The following is a 23528-nucleotide window of genomic DNA, read 5'->3' as shown; positions in this document are numbered from 1 at the left end:
GATCACCTTGGGGTGGCTGCCGCGTCGGGCCGGTCGTGGAAAGGAAGCCGCGCATTCTGCACGGCGGCAATCAGGCGCTCGACGTCGGCAGGCGTGTCGATGTCGAGCGAGCGCTCGGCCGGCATCGGATAGCCGACCGTCTGAGCGGTCAGGAAACTGCGGTCCGCCAGGAAGCGGTCCACCTGGGCGGCATAGACCGCGCCATTGAGGCACCAGGCCTCGGGCAGGTCCTGGCGGCGCGTGGGCAGGCCGGCCGGCGGCTCGGCATAGCGGGCCAGTCGGCCGTCGCTGCCGGTGCGGAAGGTCCAGTAGGGATGCTCCTCGGCCGCGCGCACGCTGACGCACGAAGGCGCCTGGCTCTCGACCAGGCGCTCCAGCGTGCCGTCGATGTCGGCCGTGCTGCGCAGCGGCGAGGTGGGCTGCAGCAGCACGACGATGTCGTGGCCGGGCACGCGCTGCAGCGCGTCGATGACGACGTCGATCGACGAGGCGGTGTCGTCGGCCAGCGCGGCTTCGCGGCGGAACGGCACCTCGCAGCCTCCGGCGGCTGCCGCGGCCATGATGGCGTCGTCGTCCGAGGACAGGATCAGGCGGTCGATGTAGCGCGAGGCACGTGCCGCATCGATGGTCCACTGGATCAGCGGCTTGCCGCCTATCGGCAGGATGTTCTTGCCGGGCACGCCCTTGGAACCGCCGCGCGCCGTGATCAGCGCCAGCACCGAGCGGCCTGCGATCATCTGAACACCTCGTCGAATTCGAGGTTGGCGCGCTCGTAATCGGGCAGGCGGCCAATGTCCAGCCAGTAGCCGTCGATGCGGTGGCAGCGCGTGGGCAGGCCGCGCGCGACCAGGGTTTCGAACAGGGTCGGCATGTCGAAGAAGCGGTCCGAGGGCACCAGTTCCAGGGCCGCAGGCGACAGCACGTACATGCCCGAGCTGACGGTGAAGCGCTGGATGGGCTTCTCCTCGATCGCCTCGATCGTGCCGTCGCGCTCGCGCACCACGCCGAAGGGCACCTGCATCTCGTACTCGCGCACGCCCATGGTGGCCACGGCGCCGGACTGGATGTGCTGGTCGACCATGTGGGCGAAGTTCTCCTTCGTCAGCAGGTCGGCATTGGTGACGAAGATCGGGCCCTGCGGCGGCTCGGGCAGCAGGCTCAATGCACCGGCCGTGCCGAGGCGCTGCTGCTCGCGCAGATAGCGCACGTTGATGCCCATGCGGCTGCCGTCGCCGAAATGGCTCTCGATCTGCTCGGCCTTGTAGTTGACCGCGAAATAGAAGTTGCGGAAGCCCTGGTCGGAGAAGCCCCGCACTATGGTTTCCAGCAGCGGCCGCGAGCCCACGCGCAGCATGGGCTTGGGCGTGTCGTGGGTCAGTTCCTTGAGCCGGCTGCCCAGACCGCCGGCCATGATGATGACGGTCTCGCTGCGCACCGGCGTGCTCAGGAAATCGTCGACCGTCTCCAGGCCTATGACGATGCCGTCGGCATCGACCACCGGCAGCTGGTGCACGCCGAGGCGGCGCATCATCGAGAGCCGCGTGGCGCGGTCGTCGTTGCCGCGCGCGGTGGTCGGCGTGGCGTGCATGGCGTCGCCGGCCTTGTCGGTCAGGGTCAGGCCGCGCAGCAGGGCGCGCCGCGCATCGCCATCGCTGAGCGTGCCCAGCAGCTTGCGCTGCTCGTCCACCACCAGCACCATCTGGCAGCCGACCTGGTTGATCGTTTCCAGCGCGGTGCGCAGGCTTGTCTCGGGCCCGATCAGGGCGCGTTCCCAACTCTTCATTGCTTTGATTCCATCGGGCGCGCCGGCACGCCTGTCAGTACGCACGGACCCGCAAAATTGCCCACCACGGTGGCGCCTGCGCCCACCAGCACCTGCTCGCCGAGCTTGACGCCTTGGCGCACGACTGCACCGGCGCCCACATGGCTGCCGGCGCCCAGGCTCACGTCGCCACAGACCACGGCGCCCGGCGCCACATGGCACCAGTCGCCCAGGCGGACATCGTGCTCGACGACCGCCCGCGTATTGACGATGACGCCTACGCCCACCGAGGCGCGCGGCTGCACGACGGCGCCCGCCAGCACCTGGGCCGAGGACGCCAATTGGGCGAACGGCGACACGATGGCGGCCGGATGGACGACGCGGCAGAAACGCCAGCCCCGGGCCTCCAGCGCCTCTTGCACCCGTTGGCGCAAGGGCCGGTCCTCGTGGCCGAGGCTGCCCAGGCCATTGGCGAGCATCACCTCGGCCGGGTCGTATTCGTTCAGCACCTCGTCGCCGCCCAGCACCGGGCGGCCGCATAGCGTGCTGCCATGGACAGCGCTGTTCATGTCGGTGAAGCCGAGCAGCCGGGCGCCGCCCGCGAGCAGGGCGTCGCCGACGACGGCCGCATGGCCGCCGGCTCCGATGACGATGACCGCTGGCTGGCTCATGGCTCGATGGCTTCGTCCGCTTCGTAGTCGCGATTGGCGACCCGGCCGGGCAGCGACCAGATCTCCAGCGGCGAGATGCCGGTGCCCGGCCGCTTGCTGGTCAGCATGTCCGCGCTCAGCGTCTCGCCCTTGCGGATGGGGCGGGTCGCCACGATGCTGCGGCGGGCGATCGGCCGGTTGGCCATTTCCTGCTCGGCCGGCTGCTTCAGCGGGCTGCCCAGCGCCTGTTCGATGTTGCGGATGGACTGGACCAGCTGGCGGAGTTCGGCCGGTTCCAGCGAGGCCGCGTGGTCCGGGCCGGGCAGCTGGCGGTCCAGCGTGAAATGCTTTTCGATCACGCAGGCACCGCGTGCCACGGCGGCGATCGAGACCTCGATGCCCAGCGTGTGGTCGGAGTAGCCGACCGGCAGGTCGAAGGCCGCAGCCATCGTGTCCATGGCGCGCAGGTTCACGGCGGCCGGCGGCGCGGGGTACTGGGTGACGCAGTGCAGCAGGGTCACATGCTCGCGCAGCGCCTGGCGGCCGGCGGCGCTGCAGTAGGCGGCGTCGAAGTCGGCCCGGCCGCGGGGCTCGGCGTCGGTGGTCAGGCCGAAGGCGATCACGCCCAGGGCCTGCTCGATGTCGCTCAGCGTCGACATGCCGGTCGAGACGATCAGCTTCTGGCGCAAGCGGGCGGCCTGCAGCAGCAGCGGTCCGCAGCTGATGTCGCCCGAGGGGATCTTGATCGCCGGCATGCCCAGCGGCGCCAGCAGGGCCAGGCTGTCTTCGTCGAAGGCGGTCGACATGAAGGCAATGCCGCGCTGGCGGCAATGGGCCAGCAGCCGCTCATGGTCCGCAGCCGAGAGCTCCAGCCGGCGCAGCATCTCCAGCTGCGAGCCGGCCTCGCCGGTGTTGGCGACCTGGTAGCCGGCCTTGGCGGCCTGGGCCGTGGCCAGCTTGTCGGCCTTGAAGGTCTGGAACTTGACCGCATCGGCGCCCGCCTCGGCGGCCACGTCGACCAGCTGCAGGGCCAGGTCCAGGTTGCCGTTGTGGTTGACGCCGGCCTCGGCGATGAAGAAGACGGGTTGTGTCACCTCAGACCTCGAGCAAGTGGAAGCGTTTCTTGACCAGCTGTTCGCGCGCCGGCAGGGCCAGCAGTGCGGCAACGATGCGGGCGGCGGACTGGCCGTCGCCATAGGGGTTGAGCGTGGCGCTGCAGTCCAGCTGGCGGGCCTGCTCCAGCGCAGCCCGGATGGCGTCGCGCTGCGGTTCGCAGTGGATGACCGAGTCGGCGGCCAGGCGGCCGCGCTGGCGGTCGCCTATGTCGACCGTGGGAATGCGGAACGAAGGGGCCTCGTATAGGCCGCTGGACGAGTTGCCGACGACGGCATCGACCTGCGACATCAGGCTCAGGTAGCGCAGCGGGCCCAGCGAGGTGAACACCTGCACATTGGGCCGGCCCTGGGCCCACGCGTCCAGCGCCGCGGCCAGGGCGCGGCCGCCGGTGTCGGCATTGGGCCGCGTGAACCACAGCGTAGTGTCCTTGGGCAGGGTCTCCAGCGCGGCCAGCATCTCGGCCTGCTGGCGCTCGCCTTCGCCCGGCTCCAGCGTCACCGGATGGAAGGTAATGAGCAGATTGCGCTCGCCCAGCGGCACGCCCAGCGATTCGGCCAGGGCCGCGCGGTCCAGCAGCGGGCGCCGGCGCAGCTGGTCCAGGCCGGGGCTGCCGACCACCCGGATGCTGGCCGGGTCCTCGCCGAGCTGGCGCACGCGCCGGGCCGACAGCTCGGTCGTGACCAGGTGCAGGTGCGACATCTTGGTGATCGCGTGTCGGATCGCCTCGTCAAAGGCACCTTCGGTGGTGTCGCCGCCGGCGATATGGGCCAGGGGCAGGTTGTGCAGCAGGGCCGCCTGGGCGGCCGCCAGGATCTCGAAGCGGTCTCCGAGCACCAGCACCACATCGGGTTGCAGCTGCTCGAAGGCGTCGGACAGGCCGATCAGGCCCAGGGCCATGGACTTGGCGATGCCGCCCGGCGTGTCGCTGGACAGCAGCATCTCGACCTTGCGGGCGATGGGCACGCCGTCGCTTTCGATCTCTCGCACCGTCATGCCGAACTCCGGCGCCAGGTGCATGCCGGTGACGATCAGCTGCAGCTCGACACCGGCGCTCGCGCGCAGGTCCTGGATCACCCAGTACAGCAGGCCGTATTCGGCCCGGCTGCCGGTGACGACGGCGATCTTGCGTTGGGGCTTCATGCGGCGAGGTCGGTGACCAGCTGAGGGCTGCTCGGCAGATTGACTATGCGTGCCGCCAGGTCCGCGGCCACCGGCGTCGGCATGGAGGCGCAGTCGCGGTACATGGGCAGACGGGTCAGGAGCTCCCAGACCGGCCGGGTCATCTGGCCGGCGCCATTGGTGGCGGCCAGGATCTGGTCGCGCTGCGCCGCTGCCTGCGGCGACAGGATCAGGGTCTGCAGCCAGTAGTTGGCGCGCGTGCCGGGCCGCTCGACGAAGAGCTCGACCTCGGGCACGTCGGCAAAGGCGGCCAGGTAGCGCTGGGTCAGCTCGCGCTTGGCCTCCAGGAAGCCGTCGATGCGCTCCAGCTGCGCGCAGCCCAGGGCGGCGTTCAGGTTGGGCATGCGGTAGTTGTAGGCCACCTCGTCATGCTGAAAGGCCCAGGCATGGGGCAGCTTGGCCGTGGTCGTCAGGTGCTTGGCGCGCTTGGCCAGGGTCGGGTCGTTGGTCACGATGGCGCCGCCGCCGCCGGTGGTGACGATCTTGTTGCCGTTGAAGCTCAGCATGGCGCAGTGGCCGAAGTTGCCGGTGTGGCGCTCGCCTATCCAGCTGCCCAGCGATTCGGCCGCATCCTCGACGATGGGCAGGGACCAGCGCGCGGCAAGCTCCTGCAGCGCCGGCATGTCGACCGGATGGCCAAAGGTGTGCATGGGCACGACGGCGGCCAGGCGCCGGCCGCTGTTGCGGTTGAAGCATTGGCCGTCGCGCAGCTCGGCGATGTCGCCCAGGTAGCTGCTCAGCGATTCGACGCACAGGCCCAGCGTGGCCGCGGTGCTGTCGACGAAATGCGGATGGGCGCCACAGTGACTCACCGCATTGGCGGTGGCCACGAAGGACAGGGCCGGCACCAGCACCTCGTCGCCCGGCTTGACGCCGACCAGCTGCAGGGCCAGGTGCAGGCCCGAGGTGCCGTTGCTCACGACCACGGCATGGGCAGCACCGACGAAGGCAGCCAGCTCGCGTTCGAAGCGGTCGACATAGCTGCCCACCGACGACACCCAGCCGGACTCGACGCAGTCGCGCACATAGGCCAGCTCGTTGCCGTCCAGCCTGGGCTCGTGCAGGGCGACCTTGGGGGCCTGGGTGACGCGCTGGATCCGCTCGGTGACGATGTCGGCGAGTTGCATGGCGGTGGGCTCGGTTGGGCTTAGATGTTGTATTGGCCGGCCTTGTAGCGGCTCAGGTTCTCGGCGCGCGTGAACCAGTCAATGGTCTCGGCCAGGCCGCGGCGCAGCCCTTCGATGCCGGGGTACTCGGGCGCCCAGCCAGCCAGCTGCAGCGCGCGGCTGTTGTCGGCCCACAGGCGTTCGACCTCGCTGCCCGCCGGACGCAGCCGCTGCTCGTCGCTGAGGATCTCGACCTCGCGGTCCATCAGCTCGGCGATCAGCGCTGCCGTGTCGCCAATGGACACCTCGTAATTGCTGCCGACGTTGACGACCTGGCCGACGGCCGCATCGCATTCGGCGATGGCGGCGAAGCCGCGCACCGTGTCGCGCACGTAGTTGAAGTCGCGCGTGGGGCTCAGGGCGCCCAGCTTGATCTGACGGGCACCGGCCGCCAGCTGCGTGATGATGGTCGGAATCACCGCCCGGGCCGACTGGCGCGGGCCATAGGTGTTGAAGGGGCGGATCGTGGCCACCGGCGTGCCGAACGACAGGTGGAAGCTCTGCGCGATCTGGTCGGCGCCGATCTTGCTCGCCGAGTAGGGCGACTGGCCCTGCAGCGGATGCTCTTCGGTGATGGGCACGAAGCGGGCCGTGCCGTAGACCTCGCTGGTCGAGGTGTGGACCACGCGCTCCACGCCCAGGTCGCGGGCCGCCTGGACGATGTTCAGCGTGCCCTTGATGTTGGTGTCGACGTAGGTGTCGGGCGAGTGGTAGGAGTAGGGGATGGCGATCAGGGCCGCCAGGTGCATGACCACGTCGCAGCCCTGCATCGCGGTGCGCACGCCGTGCGGGTCCCGGATGTCGCCGGCGAACACGTCCAGCGACGAACGGATCTCGTCGCTGCTCTGGTCCAGCCAGCCCCAGCTGTTGAAGCTGTTGTAGTAGACGAAGGCCCGCACATCGGCACCGGCCCGTACCAGGTGTTCGGTCAGGTGCGAACCGATGAAGCCGTCGGCGCCGGTGACCAGGACTTTCTTGCCGTTCAAATTCATGGAGGGATTCCGTTAGGGGGCGCGTTTGGCGTCGGGTTGTATGCGGGCCGAGGACGGGGCCGTGGCGTCGACCTCGCTGCGAAGCGCATGGATCTGCTGCTGCAGCTGCAGGTACTCGGCTTCCTTGCGGGTCAGGAAGGCCCGGGTCAGCCGGGTCTTCTCGACCACGCCGGAAGGCGTGAGCAGGTAGAGGTAGCCGAGCTTGTTGTCGCTGCGGGAGAAGTTCTCGACCTTGACCAGGCCCTTTTCAAGCAGGGCGCGCAGCAGGTAGTTGGTCTTGCCCAGGCTGATGCCCAGCGTGGCGGCGAGTTCTCGCTGCGAGCTGGGCGGTGAGCCCGCCACGGCGCGCATCGCCGCCAGTTCCAGTTCGTCGTCGGAAGGGGGTGTGTTCATGATGTGAACGCGAGTATAGCCGCAGGCCACTCGCGTTCACTCAGGGGCCACGGTGGGCCGCTCAGCGCTGGCGGCGAAAGGCTGCCTTGAAGCCTTGCAGTCGGGCGGCGAAGCGAGGATCGCCCGCCTTGGCCTGGGCCAGCGAATGCCGGCCGAGGATCCACAGCAGCATGGCCAGCAGCGTGCCCGCCGTGGCGCCAATGCCGACCTGGGCTCGCTTGGGCTTGCTTTTGTGGTCGGGCTTGTCGGCCTTGTCTAGCACCTGGATCAGCAGGCCTTCACGGCTTTCGTCGAGCTTGGCCAGCTCGAACTGCTTGGAGAACATCTCGAACAGAGTCTCCTGGTACTTGTATTCGCGGTACTTGCTGACGTAGCTGGCATCGGCCGGCTTGTCGCCACCCTGGTTTGCCTGTTCTAGCTTGGACAGCTGGCCACGCAGCTCGCCCAGGGCCGACTGCACCTGGCGCAGCTCGGGCGCGTCCTCGCTGAACGAGTTGCGCATGACCTTGAGGCGCACCTCCAGCGTGGTCGCCTCGGCCTTTAGCTTGGCATAGGCATCGGCCGCTGCCTTGGGTTCGGCCTTCAGGGCGCCGCTGTCGAACAGGCTGCCCTGCAGGGCAGCCTGGGCATTGGCCAGGTTCTGCCGGGTCGCCTGCACATGGCGCTCGAAGAAAGCGCGGCGCTGCTGGGCCTCGGTGACGGCGATCTCGGAGGTCAGGCGGCGCAGTTCGTCGATGTAGCGGTTGGCGATGTCGGCCGCGCGTTGCGGGTCCTTGTCGTCCACCTCGACCACGACGACGCCGTCCTTCTTGCCGGCGGTCATCCGGCTGCGATCGCCCAGGGCCTTGCGGGTCAGCGAATGCAGATCGGTCTCGTAGACCTGCTGCAGATCGAAGGCGCTGATGAGGCGGTCGGCGATCACATTGCTCTGCAGGAAGGCGATGTACTGATCGCCCGGGCTCTTCATGGCATTGCCGCCGCCCAATCCGGTCAGCGAGCCCAGCGCGGCCAGGGCCGAGCTGGCTGCGCTTTGCTGCCCCTGTGGCGGCAGGAAGGTGGTGCGCGCCGTGAAGGTCGGCTTGACCAGGTAGCTCGCGCCGACGGCGGCGGCGCCGACCAGCAGGGGCACGGCCACGAGGCTGCGCCAGCGCGCGGCGAGCAGGGTGCCGACGCTCAGCAGGTCAAGGGGGGTGCCGACGGACGCTTCGTTGGGGTTGTTGCTCTGTTGATCCATGGTCCGGTCAGTTCTTCAGCACCTTCAGACCCGCGGCGCCGAGGCCGAACTGGTACAGGATCTGGGTCCATTCCTTGACCTCTTGGGCCAGGGTGGTCTTGTTGAGTTCCTCGGGCACGAAGATCGTGTCACCGGCTTCGGCGTGCAGGCTGTCCAGCCCGGTGCCCGGCATGAACCAGCCGGTTTTCTGACGCGAGCTCACGACGCTGCCGTTGGCCCGCAGCACGAACAGGCTGCCGGTGTCGGCGCCACGAGTCGGGCCGCCGGCCAGCCGCAGGAAGTCGCCGATGGTGCCGCCCCTGCCATAAAGATAGCTGCCGCCGTTGAAGACGCTGCCGAAGACGCCGATGGTGGTGGGCTTGGCCGGGATCAGCAGCCGGTCGCCATCCTCGACCGGCAGGTCGGGCAGCGAGGCCGAGTCGGGCGTCAGCTGCAGCACGATGCGGCCGCTGGGGCGGACATTGCGAAGCCGCTCGATCAGCAGCGTCGAGCCCTGGGCCCGGCTGGCCTGGACCGCAGCGTCCTCGCCGGTGCTGGCTTTCTGCGTCGTGGCCGCACGCGTGAACTCCAGCTCGAGGTCGCGCAGGGCCCGGTCGTAGTTGACCTGCTGGACGGCGCGAACGCTTTCGCGGCTGAAGTCCGTGCCGAACACGTAGGCCGAGCTGGTCATGCCACCGGCAACACGGATCGCATCGTTGATCGTGCTGTTGGCCGGGAGGATGTACTCGCCGGGACGCTGGACCTCGCCTTCGACCCGGACGCGCTTGTTCTGCCGGTCTTGCGGCAGGGCGGTGTCGGCCGCGCTGAAGGCCCGGACCACATCGCCGCTGTTCGGACGCTGGGCGCCGTCGCGCGGCAGTTGCAGCTCATTGATGCGGCTGTTGGCGCGGTCTTCCACCCTTTCAATGGCGAGCCGGCTGCGGTCGGCCACGGCCGTGAAGCCGCCGGCCATGGCGACCAAATCGCCCACCGATTCGCCCGTCTTGAGCTCGAAGATGCCTGGCCGGTTGACGCTGCCTATCAGGGCAACCTGGGTGCCGACGGCGCCCACATGGACCACGTCCTCGGCCTGGAGCACGCGGTCGGCCGTCTTGTCGCCCTTCAGCAGCAGGTCGTAGAAATCGAAGGTCGTGACCAGCTGGCCGGCGCGACGCAGTTCGATGTTGCGGAAGCTGCCCGCCGATTGGGGGCCGCCGGCCTGCATCAGGGCGTTGACCAGGGTCGACAGGCTGCTGACGGTGACCGCACCGGGCCGCTGCACGAAGCCCGTGACGTAGACGCGGATGCTGCGCAGACGGCCCAGCGAGGCGCTGACGCGGTAATTGCGGAAGACCTTGCCGATGCGCTGGTCGATGGCGTCGGCCAGTTCGGAATAGCGCAGGCCGGCCACCAGGACAGGACCGACGCGCGGGATCGTGACCCGTCCGCCGCGGTCGACGGTGAGGCGCAGGTCGGCTTCGACCGAACCCCAGATCGCAACCAGCACCTCGTCGCCGATGCTGATCAGGTAGTCGGCCGGAACCCGGTTGTTGCCTTCCGCGGGCTGCTGGGCCGTTCGATCCTGGTTGGTCATCAGCTCGGCACCAAAGCGCCGGATCTCGACATCGGGCGGCACCATCTTCTGCACATGGCGCTCGAACTCGCTGGGCACGTAGACCGGGGGGCGCTCCAGATCGAAACGGCCACGCTGCCCAGGCAGTTGTTGCGTCTGGTTGGCGGCTCGGTCCTGCTGAGGATCCTGTTGCTGCTGTTCGCTGCTGCGCGGCGGCACCAGGCGAATCGGCCCGCCGGTTTCGCTCACGCTGTCTGCAGCACCGGCTGCCATGGCCACTGGTGCTGCCAGCAGCGCCATGGCCATTGCCAGTATGGCCAGACCCAGTCGGGGAGGGCTCCCTATCGAGGCCGGGCGCCAGTTCTCGCAATGAATCATGCCAATGTGCTCGCAGGTGGTTCGATCGGTGCCCGCGCGGTGGTCGGGCGACAGAAGCGGCGCATTCTAGCGATCTGATTTTTCGTTTCCGGTCGCTGCGCGGCAGATTCGTCGGCCTCGATACACTTGCGCCCTGTTCGAAATCCGTCGTCCGGTCGCCAGCCTAGCTTCATGCTCTCTATCCTCGCCTTGAGTTTTGCCGTCGCGGCGGTGGTCACGCTGTTGATTGTTCGATCAGCGCATCTGCATGGCAGGGTGTCGGCCGACCATGATTTGTCCGGGCCGCAGAAGTTCCATTCGCGCGCCGTGCCCCGCATTGGCGGCCTTGCCATCTTCCTGGGTTTTTGCGGCGGATCGCTGGCGCTGGCCATGCGCTCGCAGTCAGCGTCTTGGCAGCAGATCGGTGCCCTGGTGCTGTGCAGCCTGCCGGCCTTCGGTGCCGGCTTCCTGGAAGACCTGACCAAGAATGTCAGCCCCATGCGGCGACTGCTCGCGGCCATGCTGTCGGCCGGCCTTGGCGCCTGGCTGCTCGGCGGAGTGATAGACAGGACCGAAATTCCCGGTCTGGACTGGATTGCCGCGACCTCGGTGGGCAGTTTCCTGCTGGCGCTGCTGGTCGTCAGTGGCGTGTCCAATTCGATCAACATCATCGACGGCATGAACGGCCTGGCCTCGATGTGCACGGCCATCATGCTCGCGGGGCTGGCTTACGTGGCCCTGCAGGTGGGCGACCAGCTGGTGGCCGCCCTGGCCATCATCGTCATCGGGGCGGCCCTCGGCTTCTTCCTCTGGAACTACCCGTTCGGCCTGGTCTTCCTTGGCGACGGTGGCGCCTACTTCCTGGGCTTTGTCCTGGCCGAGCTGGCCATCCTGCTGCTGGTGCGCAATGAGGCGGTTTCGCCCATGTTCCCGCTGCTGCTCTGCGTCTACCCGGTCTGGGAAACGGTGTTCTCCATGTATAGACGCAGGGTCGTTCGCGGCCGACCGATGGGCATGCCGGACGGCATCCACCTGCACAGCCTGATCTACAGACGCCTGATGCGCTGGGCCCTGGGGAGCAAGGATGCAGCCATCCTGACCCGACGGAATTCGCTGACGGCTCCCTACCTCTGGGTGCTGTGCAGCCTGTCGGTGGTGCCGGCCTCGCTCTGGTGGGACGACACGGCCACCTTGCGCTGGGTGCTGATGCTGTTTGTCGCCTGCTATGTGCTGCTTTACTGGCGCATCGTCCGCTTCAAGGCACCACGCTGGCTGGTCGTCGGCGAAAGGCGCCGTTGAGGGCTTTTTGCCAAGCCGGCGATAATCGCCGGCTATGACTGACACGACCCTGCCTGAAGCCGCCCCCGCCCCGGCGCGCTTCGACACCCTGCCTCTGGATGCCAAGCTGCTGCGCGCCGTGGCCGATTCCGGCTACGCGACCATGACGCCCATCCAGGCCAAGGCCATCCCCATCGTGCTGGCGGGTCGTGACGTGATGGGTGCCGCCCAGACCGGTACCGGCAAGACCGCCGCCTTCTCGATCCCGCTGCTGCAGCGCATGCTGAAGCACGAGAACGCCAGCGTTTCGCCGGCCCGCCACCCGGTCCGCGCCCTGGTGCTGGCCCCGACCCGCGAGCTGGCCGACCAGGTGGCCAACAACGTCAAGGCCTATGCCAAGCACACCCAGCTGCGCGTGGCCTGCGTGTTCGGCGGCATCGACATGAAGCCCCAAACCGTGCAGCTCAAGGCCGGCGTCGAGGTGCTGATCGCCACGCCGGGCCGCCTGCTGGACCACATCGAGGCCAAGAACGCGGTGCTGAACCATGTGGAGTACGTGGTACTGGACGAGGCCGACCGCATGCTGGACATCGGCTTCCTGCCGGACCTGCAGCGCATCCTGAGCTACCTGCCCAAGGCCCGCCAGACCCTGCTGTTCTCGGCCACCTTCTCGCCCGAGATCAAGAAGCTGGCCCAGAGCTACCTGCAGAACCCCGAACTGGTCGAGGTGGCGCGACCCAATGCAACGGCCAGCACGGTCGAGCAGCGCTTCTACAGCGTCGAGGAAGACGACAAACGCCGCGTGGTGCGCCAGATCCTGAAGGACCGCGAGATCCGCCAGGCCATCGTCTTCGTCAATTCCAAGCTGGGCGCCGCTCGCCTGGCCCGCTCGTTCGAACGCGACGGCTTGCGTACCGCCGCCCTGCATGGCGACAAGTCGCAGGACGAGCGCCTGAAGTCGCTCGAGGCCTTCAAGCGCCAGGAAGTCGACCTGCTGGTGGCCACCGACGTGGCGGCCCGCGGCCTGGACATCGCCGACCTGCCGGCCGTCTTCAACTTCGACGTGCCTTTCAACGCCGAGGACTATGTGCACCGCATCGGCCGTACCGGCCGCGCCGGCGCTTCGGGCCTGGCCGTGACCCTGGTGGAGCGCAGCGACGCCCGCCTGGTGGCGGACATCGAGAAGCTGACCAAGCGCAAGATCGATCTCGAGGCCATCGAGCTGGACGATGAGCGTCCGCGCCGGCCGCCGCGTCGTCGCGATGAAGAGAGTGAGGGCGGCTATTCGCCGGCGCCGGCCGCTGCATCGGCCGCGCCGCGCAGCAGCTACCGCACCCCGGCCCCCGCGCCCCGCGACCCGTTCTTCGACAAGCCCTACGAAGCCACGGCCGTCGATGAGGCGCCGGCCTGGGAGAAGAATGCGGCCAAGCCGACCGTCAAGGCGGGCCTGTCCAGCTATATCAAGCCCAAGAAGAAGGTGGCGGCGCTGTTCGGCGCCAAGAAGCCGCCGATTCCCGAATCGACGCCTGAAGGCGCCTGACCCATCGCGGGCCGGCTCAGCCGGCCAGAAACGCAAAAACGGCCGGCACCTTGTCTGGCAGCTGGGTCCGGGTCTTGCGCCAGTCGGCCACGCTGGACGAGCGCGTCCAGCCATCGCTGAGCGTCAACCCGCAACTCACTGACAGCCGCGTCTGCGGCTTCAGTGCAGCCAGCAGGGCCTGCAGCAGCGCTTCATTGCGATAGGGCGTCTCGATCATCAGCTGGGTTTGTTGCTGACGCAGCGACTGCTGCTCGAGTTCCCGAATGCGAACGCCGCGGGCGGCAGCTTCTACCGGCAGATAGCCGACGAAGGCAAAACTCTGCCCATTGAGGCCGCTGGCCGCGAGAGCCATCAGCAGGGAACTGGGGCCGCTCAGCGGCAAGACGCCAACACCCTTTGCATGCGCCGCCGCGACCAGCCGGGCACCCGGGTCAGCAACCGCGGGCAGACCAGCTTCCGAGATCAAGCCGAGGTCACGGCCTTGCAATGCTGGTGTCAGCAGGGCATCCCAAGCGGCGCTGTCGTCGCCCGCAGGCTTGCTGCCCTTGGGCGGGCGCGGCAGTTCGACGATCTCAAGGCTCTGCAGCGGCTGCTTCAGCGGACAGATGGCATCGACCCGCTTCAGGAAGGCTCGCGTGGTCTTGGCGTTCTCGGCCGCCCAATGCGTCAGCCCGGCAGCGAGCTCCAAGGCCTGCTGTGGCAGCACGAGCTGCAGCGGCACCTCGGCGCCTTCGACACCGAAGTCCAGCGTGTTCGGCATCAGGATCAGACGGCCTGGCTGGCTCATGCGCGGGCCACCAGCGGATCAAGCCCTGCCTGGCGCAAGAGCGCACAGGTGCGTATCAGCGGCAGCCCGATCAGGGCCGTTGGGTCATCGGACTCGATGGCGCTCAGCAGGCAGATGCCCAGTCCCTCGGACTTGGCGCTGCCGGCGCAGTCATAGGGCTGCTCGGCTCGGAGATAGGTCTCGATCTCGGCAGCACTCAGCTTGCGGAATCGCACCGTGACTGGCGCCAAGGACTGACCTTCGAAGCCGCTGTCCCGGCAGACCACGGCGACGGCGGTCTGGAAGACAACCTGCTTGCCGCTCATGGCCGTCAACTGCTCGACGGCTCTTTCATGGGTGCCTGGCTTGCCAATGGGTTGACCGTCCAGGTCGGCCACCTGGTCCGAGCCTATGACGACAGCTTCCGGATGCAGGGCAGCGACGGCGTGCGCCTTGGCCAGGGCCAGCCGGACGGCGAGCGCTGCCGGCGCCTCGCCCTGCATGGGGGTTTCGTCGACCTTGGGCGACTCGACTGCGAACGGCAGGCGCAGTCGCTCGAGTAGTTCACGGCGGTAGCGCGAAGTGGAGCCAAGAATCAGGAGGCGGGGGCTGTTGGGCATGGCGCGATTGTCGGGGATGGGCCTGGCCGGCCGGCTCTTACACTTGCGGCATGAAGAAGAAAGAACGCGTATTCGATCCCCGCAAGCTCGACGTGGCTGCCTTCGCGCAGGACGCGGGGAGTCTGCAAGGCGAATGGCCGGCCACCAGCCTGGGACGTATGGCCGAGATGGCCGCGCCCGAGGCGCCGGCCGAGCAATGGCCGCCGGTTCGCTGGTCCGCCGAGGGCGAATTGCATGAGCCGCGCGGCGGCGAGTCGCAGGTCTGGCTGCATCTCAAGATCGACGCCAGCGCCGCACTGACCTGCCAGCGCTGCCTCAAGCCGGTGACCGAAGCCCTGGCGCTGGAGCACAGCTTCCGTTTCGCCAAGGACGAGGCCACGGCTGCCGAGCTGGACGCCAACAGCGATGAAGACGTGCTGGAGTTGTCGCGCAGCTTCGATCTGGCCGAACTGATCGAGGACGAGATCCTGCTGGCACTGCCGCTGGTGCCGCGCCACGACAGCTGCCCTCAGCCCTTGGCCGTACCCGCCTCGGTCGACGAGGAGATCGAAGAGGAGCGTCCCAACCCCTTTGCCGCGCTGGCCGCGCTGAAGAAGGGCGGCGGAACCCAGTAGTTCCGGCGCATGGCAGAGGTTTGGGGATCCCCTGAACCCGTGCTAGAATCGCGGGCTTTCCCGGGTCCCATGTCCCATGGCTAGTGCATTTGCGCGGGCCGCCGAGTGGATTTCCCGGGGGTAGCCCAGGCGACGGTGGCAGGTATTGATAGGTCTAGAACCTCTTGTGCCAATCGTGTTGCCGACAGGACAAGCCTCAAACCGTTAGCCGCAGGAGAAATTCATGGCCGTTCAGCAAAACAAGAAGTCGCCTTCCAAGCGTGGCATGCACCGCTCGCACAATGCCCTGGTGAACCCGGGCACCGCGATCGAGCCGACCACCGGCGAAGTGCATCTGCGTCACCACATCAGCCCCAATGGTTTCTATCGCGGCCGCAAGGTCCTGAAGACCAAGGCTGACGCCGCCTGATAGCACTGACTTGCGAATGGGTCGTCGGCCTGCGGGCAGGATGACCTTCGAAGCGGTTCTACGGTGAACGACAAGACCCGGCCTGCTAGCTTGAAGCAGGGCTGGGTTTTTGTATTTCTGCGCTGGCATTCTGCTGCGGGTGCGCCCGCTTGCCGCGAGCCTGGCGCTCGCGTAAGGTCTGCGGCTTCGCGATCGACAGGATCGCGCTGACAAGATTTCGATGAACGCAATGGTGGATAAGAGCGGCGTCGTGCGCCTGTCGGTCGACTGCATGGGCGGCGACCATGGTCCTTCGATCACGCTGCCGGCTTGCAAGGCCTTCCTGGCGCGTCATCCCGAGGCCGAGTTGCTGCTGGTGGGCAAGCCCGAGGCTTTGGCCGAGGCGGCCCAATGGCCGCGCTGCCGCATCGTCGCGGCCAGCGAAGTGGTCGAGATGGACGACCCGGTCGAAGTGGCGATGCGCCGCAAGCGCGATTCCTCGATGCGCGTGGCCATCGGCCAGGTCAAGCCGGGTGAGGGTGGTCAGGCGGCAGCGCAGGCCTGTGTCTCGGCCGGCAACACCGGTGCCTTGATGGCGGTCTCCCGCTATCTGCTCAAGACCATGGACGGCATTGACCGTCCGGCGCTGGCCACGGTGATGCCCAACCAGAAGGGCGGGTTCACGACCGTGCTGGACCTGGGTGCCAACGTCGATTGCGAAGCTGAGCACTTGCTGCAGTTCGCCATCATGGGCTCGGCTCTGGTGCAGGCGGTGGACGGCAAGGCCGATCCCAGCGTCGGCCTGCTCAATGTCGGCGAGGAGCAGATCAAGGGCAGCGAGACCATCAAGCGCGCCGGCGAGATGCTACGTGCGGTCGCCGCGGCCGGCCAACTCAACTTCCACGGCAACGTGGAAGGCAATGACATCTTCAAGGGCACGGCCGACATCGTCGTCTGCGATGGCTTCGTCGGCAACGTGGCGCTCAAGACCGCCGAAGGCCTGGCCTCGATGCTGGTCGGCTTCATCAAGCAGGAATTCACCGGCAGCCTGTACGGCAAGCTGGCGGCCGTCGTGGCACTGCCGGTGCTGAACCGGCTGAAGGCTCGCGTGGATCACCGTCGCTACAGCGGCGCGGCGCTGCTGGGCCTGCGCGGCCTGGTGTTCAAGGCCCATGGTTCGGCCGATGCCTTCGCCTTCGAGACGGCGCTGAACAGGGCTTATGATGCGGCCCGCAACCGGCTCCTGGACCGGGTTCACGATCGCGTGGTCGACACAATGCAGGCCTGCCCCAAGCCGGCGGCCAACGACGACGCAGGAGACAAGGCGGCCCCGTCCGCCCACCCCGCATGAATTCAGCTCTTCCCCGCTATTCCCGTGTACTCGGCACGGGTAGCTACCTGCCCCCCAATCGCGTCACCAACACCGACCTGGCCCAGCGCCTGGCGGCTGACGGCATCGAGACTTCGGATGAATGGATCATCGAGCGCACCGGTATCCGCGCTCGCCATTTCGCTGCGCCCGAGGTCACGTCCAGTGACTTGGCCCTGCCTGCAGCCAAGGCTGCATTGGAGGCTGCCGGCCTTCAGGCCGGCGAGATCGACCTGATCATCGTCGCGACTTCGACGCCCGACATGGTCTTCCCCTCGACAGCCTGCCTGTTGCAGCAAAAGCTGGGCATCGCCGGCTGCGCTGCCTTTGACGTGCAGGCGGTCTGCTCGGGCTTCGTCTACGCGATGACCGTGGCCGACTCGATGATCAAGAGCGGCGCGGCCAGCAAGGCGCTCGTCATCGGCGCCGAAGTGTTCTCCCGCATCCTGGACTTCAAGGACCGCACCACCTGCGTGCTGTTCGGCGACGGCGCCGGTGCCGTGGTGCTCGGCGCCAGCGACAAGCCCGGCATCCTCGCCACCGAGCTTCATGCCGATGGCCGCCATGTGGACATCCTTTGCGTCCCCGGCCAGGTGGCCGGCGGCGCGGTGACCGGTCATCCGTTCCTGAAGATGGATGGGCAGGGCGTCTTCAAGCTGGCGGTCGGCGTGCTCGAGAAGGTGGCGCGCTCGGTGCTGGAGAAGGCCGGCAAGCAGGACGGCGACATCGACTGGCTGATTCCGCACCAAGCCAATATCCGCATCATGCAGGGCACGGCCAAGAAGCTGAAGCTGCCGATGGACAAGCTGATCGTCACCGTGGACGAGCATGGCAACACCTCCGCGGCCTCGATTCCGCTGGCGCTGGATGCTGCCGTGCGCAGCGGCAAGATCAAGGCCGGTGACACGGTGATGCTGGAAGGCGTGGGCGGCGGCTTCACCTGGGGCGCCGTGCTGCTGGACCTCTGATTCGAGAGCAAGAGAAGAACGACATGACAACCGCATTCGCATTCGTGTTCCCCGGCCAGGGCTCTCAAGCCGTGGGCATGCTGGACGCCTGGGGCGACCATCCCGAGGTGGCCCGCACGTTGGCCGAGGCCTCAAGCGCGCTGGGCGAGGACATGGCCGCGCTGATCAAGGCCGGCCCCAAGGAACAACTGGACCTGACGACCAATACCCAGCCGGTCATGCTGACCGCGGGCATCGCCTGCTACCGCGCCTGGATCGCCGAGACCGGCCTGGTGCCGGCCGCTGCGGCCGGCCATTCGCTGGGTGAATACACGGCCTTGGTCGCATCGGGTGCACTGAGCCTGGCCGAGGCGCTGCCGCTGGTGCGCTTCCGTGCGCAGGCCATGCAGGAAGCTGTGCCGGTTGGCACCGGTGCGATGTACGCCATCCTGGGCCTGGACGGCGAAGCCGTTCGCGCTGGCTGTGCTCAGGCCGCGGCCGAAAGTGGCGAAGTGGTCGAGGCCGTGAACTTCAACGACCCCAAGCAGACCGTGATCGCCGGCAGCAAGGCTGGCGCCGAGAAGGCTGCAGAGGTGCTGAAAGCTGCAGGCGCCAAGCGCGCGTTGCCGCTGTCGGTGTCGGCTCCCTTCCATTCCAGCCTGATGAAGCCAGCCGCCGAGCGGCTGCGCGAGAAGCTGGCCGCGACCAGTTTCGCGGCCCAGGCCTTCCCCATCGTCAACAACATCGACGTGACCGTGACGGACTCGGCTGACGCCCTGCGCGACGCGCTGTACCGCCAGGCTTTCGGTCCGGTTCGCTGGGTCGAGGTGATCCAGGCACTGAAGGCGCGAGGCCTGAGCCACATCATCGAATGCGGCCCGGGCAAGGTGCTGTCGGGCATGGTCAAGCGCATCGACGGCGAGCTGCAGAGCACCACGGTGCTGGATCCGGCCTCGCTGGCCGAGGCCAAGGCCTTGCTGGCCTGAGAGGACGTTATCCATGAGTGAGAACAAGCAAGTTGCCCTGGTGACCGGGGCCAGCCGCGGAATCGGTCGTTCCATCGCGCTGACCTTGGCGGAGCGCGGCTATGTCGTGATCGGCACGGCCACCAGCGAATCCGGCGCCGCTGGTATCAGCGAAGCGCTGGCGCCCTTGGGCGGCCGAGGCATCGTGCTGAACGTCAATGACGCAGCGGCGGTCGATGCCGCCATCGACGAGATCGTCAAGACGCAGGGCGGCCTGCAGATCCTGATCAACAACGCCGGCATCACGCGCGACACCCTGGCCATGCGCATGAAGGACGAGGACTGGGATGCGGTGGCCGACACCAATCTCAAGGCCGTGTTCCGCATGTGCCGCGCCGTGATGCGCACGATGATGAAGCAGCGCTACGGCCGCATCATCAGCATCACCTCCGTGGTGGGGGCTTCCGGCAATGCCGGCCAGGCCAACTACGCCGCCGCCAAGGCCGGCGTGGCCGGCATGACCCGCTCGCTGGCCCGCGAACTGGGTAGCCGCGGCATCACCGTCAACTGTGTCGCGCCCGGCTTCATCGCCACCGACATGACCGAGGTCCTGCCCGAGGCCCAGAAGGCCGCGCTGCTGGCGCAGATTCCGGTTGGTCGCCTGGGCGAGCCCAAGGAGATTGCCGATGCCGTGGCCTTCCTGGCCTCGCCGGCGGCCGGCTATATCACCGGCACCGAACTGCATGTCAATGGAGGCATGTTCATGAACTGAGGCGGCACGCATCACGCGTCCGCCCACCGGTTTCTGCCCGGCCGGTGAAGGCTTTCCAGGTGCCCTGACCCCTGTCTTAGGGGCGTCACCCTAGAGGCCTTAGAATCCCGGGCTGTTCCTTTGCAAACCCCTCTTGGAGGAGTCATGAGCGATATCGAAGCACGTGTCAAGAAAATCATCGCCGAGCAACTCGGCGTGCCCGAAGCCGATGTGACCAATGAAAAGGCCTTCGTGGCCGACCTGGGCGCCGATTCTCTGGACACCGTGGAACTGGTGATGGCCCTGGAAGACGAGTTCGGCATCGAGATCCCGGACGAAGAGGCCGAGAAGATCACCACCGTCCAGCTGGCGATCGACTACGCCCAGAAGGCCCAGAAGGCCTGATGAAGCAAGCGGCCGCGTTCCCTCGCGGCCGACCGTCAACTGATTCCCGTACCGCATGAGCCGTCGTCGCGTCGTCATCACCGGTCTCGGCCTGATCAGCCCCGTGGGCAACACGGTGGCCGAAGGCTGGACCAACATCCTGGCCGGTCAGTCCGGCATTGACCGCATCAGCCGTTTTGACGCCAGTGCCTTCGCCTGCCAGTTCGCGGGCGAGGTCAAGGGCTTCGATGTCAGTGCCTACATGTCCAGCAAGGAAGCTCGGACGATGGACACTTTCATCCACTTTGGGCTGGCAGCGGCCATCCAGGCGGTGCAGGACGCGGGCCTCCCGACGAACGATCAGTTGACGGAAGAGCAGGCCGAGCGCATCGGCGTGCTGGTGGGCTCCGGCATCGGCGGCCTGCCGATGATCGAAGAAACGCATGCCGAACTGGTGAACCGCGGCCCGCGCCGCGTGTCGCCGTTCTTCGTGCCGGCTTCGATCATCAACATGATTTCCGGCCATGTCTCGATCAAGTACGGCTTCCAAGGCCCGAACCTTGCCATCGTGACGGCCTGCACGACCGGCCTGCACGCCATTGGCGAAGCGGGGCGGTTGATCGAATACGGCGACGCCGACGTGATGATCGCCGGCGGTGCCGAGTCGACCGTGTCGCCGCTGGGCATTGGCGGCTTTGCCGCGGCCCGCGCGCTGTCGACCCGCAACGACGACCCCAAGACCGCGTCCCGTCCCTGGGACAAGGACCGCGACGGCTTCGTGCTGGGCGAGGGCGCTGGCGTGCTGGTGCTCGAGGAGTACGAGCATGCCAAGAAGCGCGGCGCCAAGATCTACGCTGAGCTGGCTGGCTTCGGCATGGGCGCCGACGCGTATCACATGACGGCTCCCAACGTGGATGGTCCCAAGCGCTCTATGCGCGCGGCCCTGCGCAATGCCGGCCTCAATCCGGACCAGGTCCAGTACATGAACGCCCATGGCACCTCCACGCCGCTGGGCGACGTGAACGAGACCAACGCGATCAAGCTGGCCTTTGGCGACCACGCCAAGAAGATGGTGGTCAGCTCGACCAAGTCCATGACCGGCCATCTGCTGGGCGGCGCTGGCGGCATCGAGTCGGTGTTCACCACGCTGGCCGTGCACAACCAGATCGCCCCGCCGACGATCAATATCTTCAACCAGGATCCCGAGTGCGACCTGGACTACTGCGCCAACACCGCGCGGGAGATGAAGATCGAGTACGCCGCCAAGAACAACTTTGGCTTCGGCGGTACTAACGGCACGCTGATCTTCAAGCGCGTCTGACAGGTCGGCGGCCATGCAGCCTGAGCTGCGCAGTCCGCCGCCCTTCCAAGTTGTCCTGAGCCGTGACTTCGCCTGGAGCCTGCTGAATGCAGGGCTGGCCGGCGTGGCCGCGGCTGGCCTGCTTCTGGCCTTGGCTCAGCATTGGGGTCAATCAGCCTGGCTGCTGCTTCCCATCGTGCCGTTGGGTGTCTGGTTTTGGTGGCGTTGGGCTGGCCCCGCCGGACAGCGCCTGAGATGGGATGGACAGGCTTGGCAGCTCTTGGACGCACAGAGCCGCGAAACCGAAGTCGCGGTCCAACCTGTCCTGGACTTCGATTCGTGGCTGCTGCTCCGCCTGACAGGTGCGGGCTGGGCCACAAGGCTGGCACCTCGCTACCTGGCGCTTAGCCGTCGTCGGCATGGGGTGCATTGGGTCATGTTGAGAACAAGCCTGTATGCTGAACCACCTCAGTCTTGAGGCATTGGCTTGCTCTACTTGCGGTGCGGCAACACGCCAGCAACGCGACTGAGCGACAAGCTTCGAACCCAACCGCCGACCTTCGAACGATGAAGACTTCCGACCTCGCTCCCCGTTCTGACTCCAAGCACCCTCTGGTTGCGCTGCTTTCCGTCGCTTCCCTGGCTCTGGCGCTGGCTGGCGCTCCGGCTCCAAGTCATGCGCAGCGAGGCGAATTGCCTGACTTCACGGAGCTGGTCGAGAAGGCGGGCCCGTCGGTGGTCAACATTCGGACCTCCGAGCGCCTGAAGCCCAATGCGGCTGATTCCGAGATGAATGAGCAGATGCAGGAGTTCCTGAAGCGCTTCGGCATTCCTGCGCCCAACCAGCGGCGCGGCAATCCCCGAGGTGGCGAAGAGGACCTGCCTCAGCGCCGCGGCGTCGGCTCGGGATTCATCCTCAGTGCCGACGGCTACGTCATGACCAATGCCCATGTGGTCGATGGCGCTGACGAAGTGATGGTCACGCTGACCGACAAGCGCGAGTTCAAGGCCAAGCTGATTGGCGCGGATAGGCGCACCGACGTCGCCGTCCTCAAGATCGAGGCCGGCGGACTGCCGGCCCTCAAGATCGGCGACGCCAGCAAGCTCAAGGTCGGCCAATGGGTGATGGCCATCGGTTCGCCCTTCGGCTTCGAGAACACGGTGACGGCCGGCATCGTCAGTGCCAAGGCACGTGAGACCGGCGACTTCCTGCCGCTGATCCAGACCGACGTGGCCATCAATCCGGGCAATTCGGGCGGCCCCCTGCTCAATCTGCGCGGCGAGGTCATAGGCATCAATTCGCAGATCTACAGCCAGAGCGGCGGCTTCATGGGCATCTCCTTTGCCATCCCCATCGACGAGGCGGTCCGGGTCGCCGACCAACTGCGTGCCGGTGGAAAGGTCAAGCGCGGCATGATGGGACTGTTGCCGGTGGACGTGAGCAAGGATGTCGCCGAGGCCATCGGCCTGGGCAGCAAGGCCCAAGGCGCCCTGGTCAGCAGCGTGGTGGCCGGCAGTGCTGCCGAGAAGGCCGGCATCGAGGGTGGCGACGTCATCACCAAGTTCGACGGCAAGGCGATTGAGCGTGCGATCGACCTGCGCCGAATTGCGGCAGCCACCAAGCCGGGTAGCAAGGTGTCGGTTCAGGTCTTCCGTCGAGGAGCCCATAAGGAGTTGTCTATCGTGTTGGCCGAAGCCAGCGACGATGAGCCAGCGAAGACCGAAGCCTCGCCTGATTCCGCGGGGGGGAACTCGCTGGGTCTGAGTGTGGGTGAGATCGGCGAAAGCCAGAAGAAGGAACTGAAGCTGCGCTCGGGTGTCCGCGTCGAAGCCGCTGAAGGACCCGCCGCACGCGCCGGTTTGCGTGCTGGCGACCTGATTCTCTCGGTCGATAACGCTGAAATCGGCAGCGTCAAACAGTTCCAGGCCCAATTGGCCAAGCTGGACAAGGCCAAGGTGGTCAGCATGGTGGTGCGTCGGGGCGATGCCGTAAACATCGTGCTGGTCAAGCCGGAAAAGCGCTGAGCCGGTCAAAGCCACCGGCGCGGCGCCCTACAACCTAGCGCCAAGCCGGGTCTTTTCATCTGATGAGAGTCGATGGATCCAGATTTCGGTTGGCGTGCGCTCACGTCAGCTTGAATAGGCGAGGGGATTCCCTGCTCGATCCGCTAGAATTCGGCACAAAGAGGCCACCGAAAGGTGGCT

The 23528-nt window shown here is 67.1% G+C and carries 23 protein-coding genes; 11 read left to right on the top strand and 12 right to left on the bottom strand.

Going from position 1 to position 23528, the window contains the following annotated elements:
• Positions 1 to 2: 2 nt before the first annotated feature.
• From QT382_RS15680 to QT382_RS15635, 10 genes are all read right to left on the bottom strand, one after another.
• A complete protein-coding gene (locus tag QT382_RS15680; RefSeq protein WP_289255027.1) occupies positions 3 to 737 on the bottom strand; it encodes an acylneuraminate cytidylyltransferase family protein in 735 nt (244 codons plus the stop codon).
• Entirely contained in the window at positions 734 to 1783 is a 1050-nt protein-coding gene (locus QT382_RS15675) for a nucleotidyltransferase family protein (RefSeq protein WP_289255026.1), read from the bottom strand. The genes QT382_RS15680 and QT382_RS15675 overlap by 4 nt, the downstream gene beginning before the upstream one ends.
• Positions 1780 to 2433 (bottom strand): acetyltransferase, encoded by a 654-nt coding sequence (locus tag QT382_RS15670; protein ID WP_289255025.1) that lies wholly within the window; start codon positions 2431 to 2433, stop codon positions 1780 to 1782. The genes QT382_RS15675 and QT382_RS15670 overlap by 4 nt, the downstream gene beginning before the upstream one ends.
• Entirely contained in the window at positions 2430 to 3506 is a 1077-nt protein-coding gene (gene neuB / locus QT382_RS15665; RefSeq protein ID WP_289255024.1) for an N-acetylneuraminate synthase, read from the bottom strand. The genes QT382_RS15670 and neuB overlap by 4 nt, the downstream gene beginning before the upstream one ends.
• 1 nt (position 3507) lies before the next feature.
• On the bottom strand, positions 3508 to 4668 hold the full coding sequence (gene neuC / locus QT382_RS15660; protein ID WP_289255023.1) for a UDP-N-acetylglucosamine 2-epimerase: 1161 nt from the start codon (positions 4666 to 4668) through the stop codon (positions 3508 to 3510).
• Positions 4665 to 5834, bottom strand: a complete 1170-nt coding sequence (locus tag QT382_RS15655) for a LegC family aminotransferase (RefSeq protein ID WP_289255022.1) — start codon at positions 5832 to 5834, stop codon at positions 4665 to 4667. Before QT382_RS15655 ends, neuC begins: the two co-directional genes overlap by 4 nt.
• 20 nt (positions 5835 to 5854) lie before the next feature.
• Complete coding sequence (locus QT382_RS15650) at positions 5855 to 6865, bottom strand: NAD-dependent 4,6-dehydratase LegB (RefSeq protein ID WP_289255021.1); 1011 nt, start codon at positions 6863 to 6865, stop codon at positions 5855 to 5857.
• 12 nt (positions 6866 to 6877) lie between these two features.
• A complete protein-coding gene (locus tag QT382_RS15645; protein WP_289255020.1) occupies positions 6878 to 7258 on the bottom strand; it encodes a MarR family EPS-associated transcriptional regulator in 381 nt (126 codons plus the stop codon).
• Between the two features lie 61 nt (positions 7259 to 7319).
• Positions 7320 to 8492, bottom strand: a complete 1173-nt coding sequence (locus QT382_RS15640) for a Wzz/FepE/Etk N-terminal domain-containing protein (protein ID WP_289255019.1) — start codon at positions 8490 to 8492, stop codon at positions 7320 to 7322.
• A 7-nt stretch (positions 8493 to 8499) separates the two neighbouring features.
• Positions 8500 to 10344, bottom strand: coding sequence for an SLBB domain-containing protein (locus QT382_RS15635; protein WP_289255018.1), 1845 nt, complete (start codon positions 10342 to 10344; stop codon positions 8500 to 8502).
• 249 nt (positions 10345 to 10593) lie between these two features.
• Between QT382_RS15635 and QT382_RS15630 the strand changes: the two genes are divergently transcribed.
• Both QT382_RS15630 and QT382_RS15625 read left to right on the top strand, forming a co-directional pair.
• A complete protein-coding gene (locus QT382_RS15630) occupies positions 10594 to 11700 on the top strand; it encodes an MraY family glycosyltransferase (RefSeq protein WP_289255017.1) in 1107 nt (368 codons plus the stop codon).
• A 34-nt stretch (positions 11701 to 11734) separates the two neighbouring features.
• Positions 11735 to 13219 carry a DEAD/DEAH box helicase gene (locus QT382_RS15625; RefSeq protein ID WP_289255016.1) on the top strand — a complete coding sequence of 495 codons (1485 nt, stop codon included), beginning with the start codon at positions 11735 to 11737 and terminating at the stop codon, positions 13217 to 13219.
• 16 nt (positions 13220 to 13235) lie between these two features.
• Here the strand turns inward: QT382_RS15625 and QT382_RS15620 are convergent, their stop codons facing one another.
• Positions 13236 to 14006, bottom strand: coding sequence for an SAM-dependent methyltransferase (locus QT382_RS15620; protein WP_289255015.1), 771 nt, complete (start codon positions 14004 to 14006; stop codon positions 13236 to 13238).
• Positions 14003 to 14605: a Maf family nucleotide pyrophosphatase gene (locus tag QT382_RS15615; protein ID WP_289255014.1), complete on the bottom strand. Its 603-nt coding sequence runs from the start codon at positions 14603 to 14605 to the stop codon at positions 14003 to 14005. Before QT382_RS15615 ends, QT382_RS15620 begins: the two co-directional genes overlap by 4 nt.
• 50 nt (positions 14606 to 14655) lie before the next feature.
• On the opposite strand from QT382_RS15615, the gene QT382_RS15610 reads away from it, so the two are divergent.
• The 9 genes from QT382_RS15610 to QT382_RS15570 all read left to right on the top strand — a co-directional run bounded on the left by QT382_RS15610 (position 14656) and on the right by QT382_RS15570 (position 23348).
• Positions 14656 to 15219 (top strand): YceD family protein, encoded by a 564-nt coding sequence (locus tag QT382_RS15610; protein WP_289255013.1) that lies wholly within the window; start codon positions 14656 to 14658, stop codon positions 15217 to 15219.
• A gap of 223 nt (positions 15220 to 15442) precedes the next feature.
• Positions 15443 to 15628, top strand: a complete 186-nt coding sequence (rpmF, locus tag QT382_RS15605) for a 50S ribosomal protein L32 (protein ID WP_198100908.1) — start codon at positions 15443 to 15445, stop codon at positions 15626 to 15628.
• A 229-nt stretch (positions 15629 to 15857) separates the two neighbouring features.
• On the top strand, positions 15858 to 16958 hold the full coding sequence (gene plsX, locus QT382_RS15600) for a phosphate acyltransferase PlsX (RefSeq protein WP_289255012.1): 1101 nt from the start codon (positions 15858 to 15860) through the stop codon (positions 16956 to 16958).
• Positions 16955 to 17944, top strand: coding sequence for a beta-ketoacyl-ACP synthase III (locus QT382_RS15595; RefSeq protein ID WP_289255011.1), 990 nt, complete (start codon positions 16955 to 16957; stop codon positions 17942 to 17944). The genes plsX and QT382_RS15595 overlap by 4 nt, the downstream gene beginning before the upstream one ends.
• 23 nt (positions 17945 to 17967) lie before the next feature.
• Positions 17968 to 18909, top strand: a complete 942-nt coding sequence (fabD, locus tag QT382_RS15590; RefSeq protein WP_289255010.1) for an ACP S-malonyltransferase — start codon at positions 17968 to 17970, stop codon at positions 18907 to 18909.
• 13 nt (positions 18910 to 18922) lie between these two features.
• Complete coding sequence (gene fabG, locus QT382_RS15585) at positions 18923 to 19660, top strand: 3-oxoacyl-ACP reductase FabG (RefSeq protein ID WP_289255009.1); 738 nt, start codon at positions 18923 to 18925, stop codon at positions 19658 to 19660.
• Between the two features lie 144 nt (positions 19661 to 19804).
• Entirely contained in the window at positions 19805 to 20044 is a 240-nt protein-coding gene (gene acpP, locus QT382_RS15580) for an acyl carrier protein (RefSeq protein WP_282823812.1), read from the top strand.
• A 55-nt stretch (positions 20045 to 20099) separates the two neighbouring features.
• Positions 20100 to 21344 (top strand): beta-ketoacyl-ACP synthase II, encoded by a 1245-nt coding sequence (gene fabF, locus QT382_RS15575; RefSeq protein ID WP_289255008.1) that lies wholly within the window; start codon positions 20100 to 20102, stop codon positions 21342 to 21344.
• A gap of 546 nt (positions 21345 to 21890) precedes the next feature.
• Complete coding sequence (locus tag QT382_RS15570; protein WP_289255007.1) at positions 21891 to 23348, top strand: DegQ family serine endoprotease; 1458 nt, start codon at positions 21891 to 21893, stop codon at positions 23346 to 23348.
• The last annotated feature ends 180 nt before the right edge of the window (positions 23349 to 23528 follow it).

This window comes from Pelomonas sp. SE-A7, from assembly GCF_030345705.1.
Classification (GTDB): Bacteria; Pseudomonadota; Gammaproteobacteria; order Burkholderiales; family Burkholderiaceae_C; genus JAUASW01.
Note: the sequence above shows the minus strand (reverse complement) of the source record. Positions and strands in the feature narration are given on the sequence as shown.

Excerpts from the sequence above, each read along its gene's own strand:
- QT382_RS15680 (WP_289255027.1), bottom strand. The coding sequence starts at position 737 with ATGATCGCAGGCCGCTCGGTGCTGGCGCTGATCACGGCGCGCGGCGGT.
- QT382_RS15675 (WP_289255026.1), bottom strand. The coding sequence starts at position 1,783 with ATGAAGAGTTGGGAACGCGCCCTGATCGGGCCCGAGACAAGCCTGCGC.
- QT382_RS15670 (WP_289255025.1), bottom strand. The coding sequence starts at position 2,433 with ATGAGCCAGCCAGCGGTCATCGTCATCGGAGCCGGCGGCCATGCGGCC.
- neuC (WP_289255023.1), bottom strand. The coding sequence starts at position 4,668 with ATGAAGCCCCAACGCAAGATCGCCGTCGTCACCGGCAGCCGGGCCGAA.
- QT382_RS15655 (WP_289255022.1), bottom strand. The coding sequence starts at position 5,834 with ATGCAACTCGCCGACATCGTCACCGAGCGGATCCAGCGCGTCACCCAG.
- QT382_RS15650 (WP_289255021.1), bottom strand. The coding sequence starts at position 6,865 with ATGAATTTGAACGGCAAGAAAGTCCTGGTCACCGGCGCCGACGGCTTC.
- QT382_RS15645 (WP_289255020.1), bottom strand. The coding sequence starts at position 7,258 with ATGAACACACCCCCTTCCGACGACGAACTGGAACTGGCGGCGATGCGC.
- QT382_RS15640 (WP_289255019.1), bottom strand. The coding sequence starts at position 8,492 with ATGGATCAACAGAGCAACAACCCCAACGAAGCGTCCGTCGGCACCCCC.
- QT382_RS15635 (WP_289255018.1), bottom strand. The coding sequence starts at position 10,344 with ATGGCGCTGCTGGCAGCACCAGTGGCCATGGCAGCCGGTGCTGCAGAC.
- QT382_RS15630 (WP_289255017.1), top strand. The coding sequence starts at position 10,594 with ATGCTCTCTATCCTCGCCTTGAGTTTTGCCGTCGCGGCGGTGGTCACG.
- QT382_RS15625 (WP_289255016.1), top strand. The coding sequence starts at position 11,735 with ATGACTGACACGACCCTGCCTGAAGCCGCCCCCGCCCCGGCGCGCTTC.
- QT382_RS15620 (WP_289255015.1), bottom strand. The coding sequence starts at position 14,006 with ATGAGCCAGCCAGGCCGTCTGATCCTGATGCCGAACACGCTGGACTTC.
- QT382_RS15615 (WP_289255014.1), bottom strand. The coding sequence starts at position 14,605 with ATGCCCAACAGCCCCCGCCTCCTGATTCTTGGCTCCACTTCGCGCTAC.
- QT382_RS15610 (WP_289255013.1), top strand. The coding sequence starts at position 14,656 with ATGAAGAAGAAAGAACGCGTATTCGATCCCCGCAAGCTCGACGTGGCT.
- rpmF (WP_198100908.1), top strand. The coding sequence starts at position 15,443 with ATGGCCGTTCAGCAAAACAAGAAGTCGCCTTCCAAGCGTGGCATGCAC.
- plsX (WP_289255012.1), top strand. The coding sequence starts at position 15,858 with ATGGTGGATAAGAGCGGCGTCGTGCGCCTGTCGGTCGACTGCATGGGC.
- QT382_RS15595 (WP_289255011.1), top strand. The coding sequence starts at position 16,955 with ATGAATTCAGCTCTTCCCCGCTATTCCCGTGTACTCGGCACGGGTAGC.
- fabD (WP_289255010.1), top strand. The coding sequence starts at position 17,968 with ATGACAACCGCATTCGCATTCGTGTTCCCCGGCCAGGGCTCTCAAGCC.
- fabG (WP_289255009.1), top strand. The coding sequence starts at position 18,923 with ATGAGTGAGAACAAGCAAGTTGCCCTGGTGACCGGGGCCAGCCGCGGA.
- acpP (WP_282823812.1), top strand. The coding sequence starts at position 19,805 with ATGAGCGATATCGAAGCACGTGTCAAGAAAATCATCGCCGAGCAACTC.
- fabF (WP_289255008.1), top strand. The coding sequence starts at position 20,100 with ATGAGCCGTCGTCGCGTCGTCATCACCGGTCTCGGCCTGATCAGCCCC.
- QT382_RS15570 (WP_289255007.1), top strand. The coding sequence starts at position 21,891 with ATGAAGACTTCCGACCTCGCTCCCCGTTCTGACTCCAAGCACCCTCTG.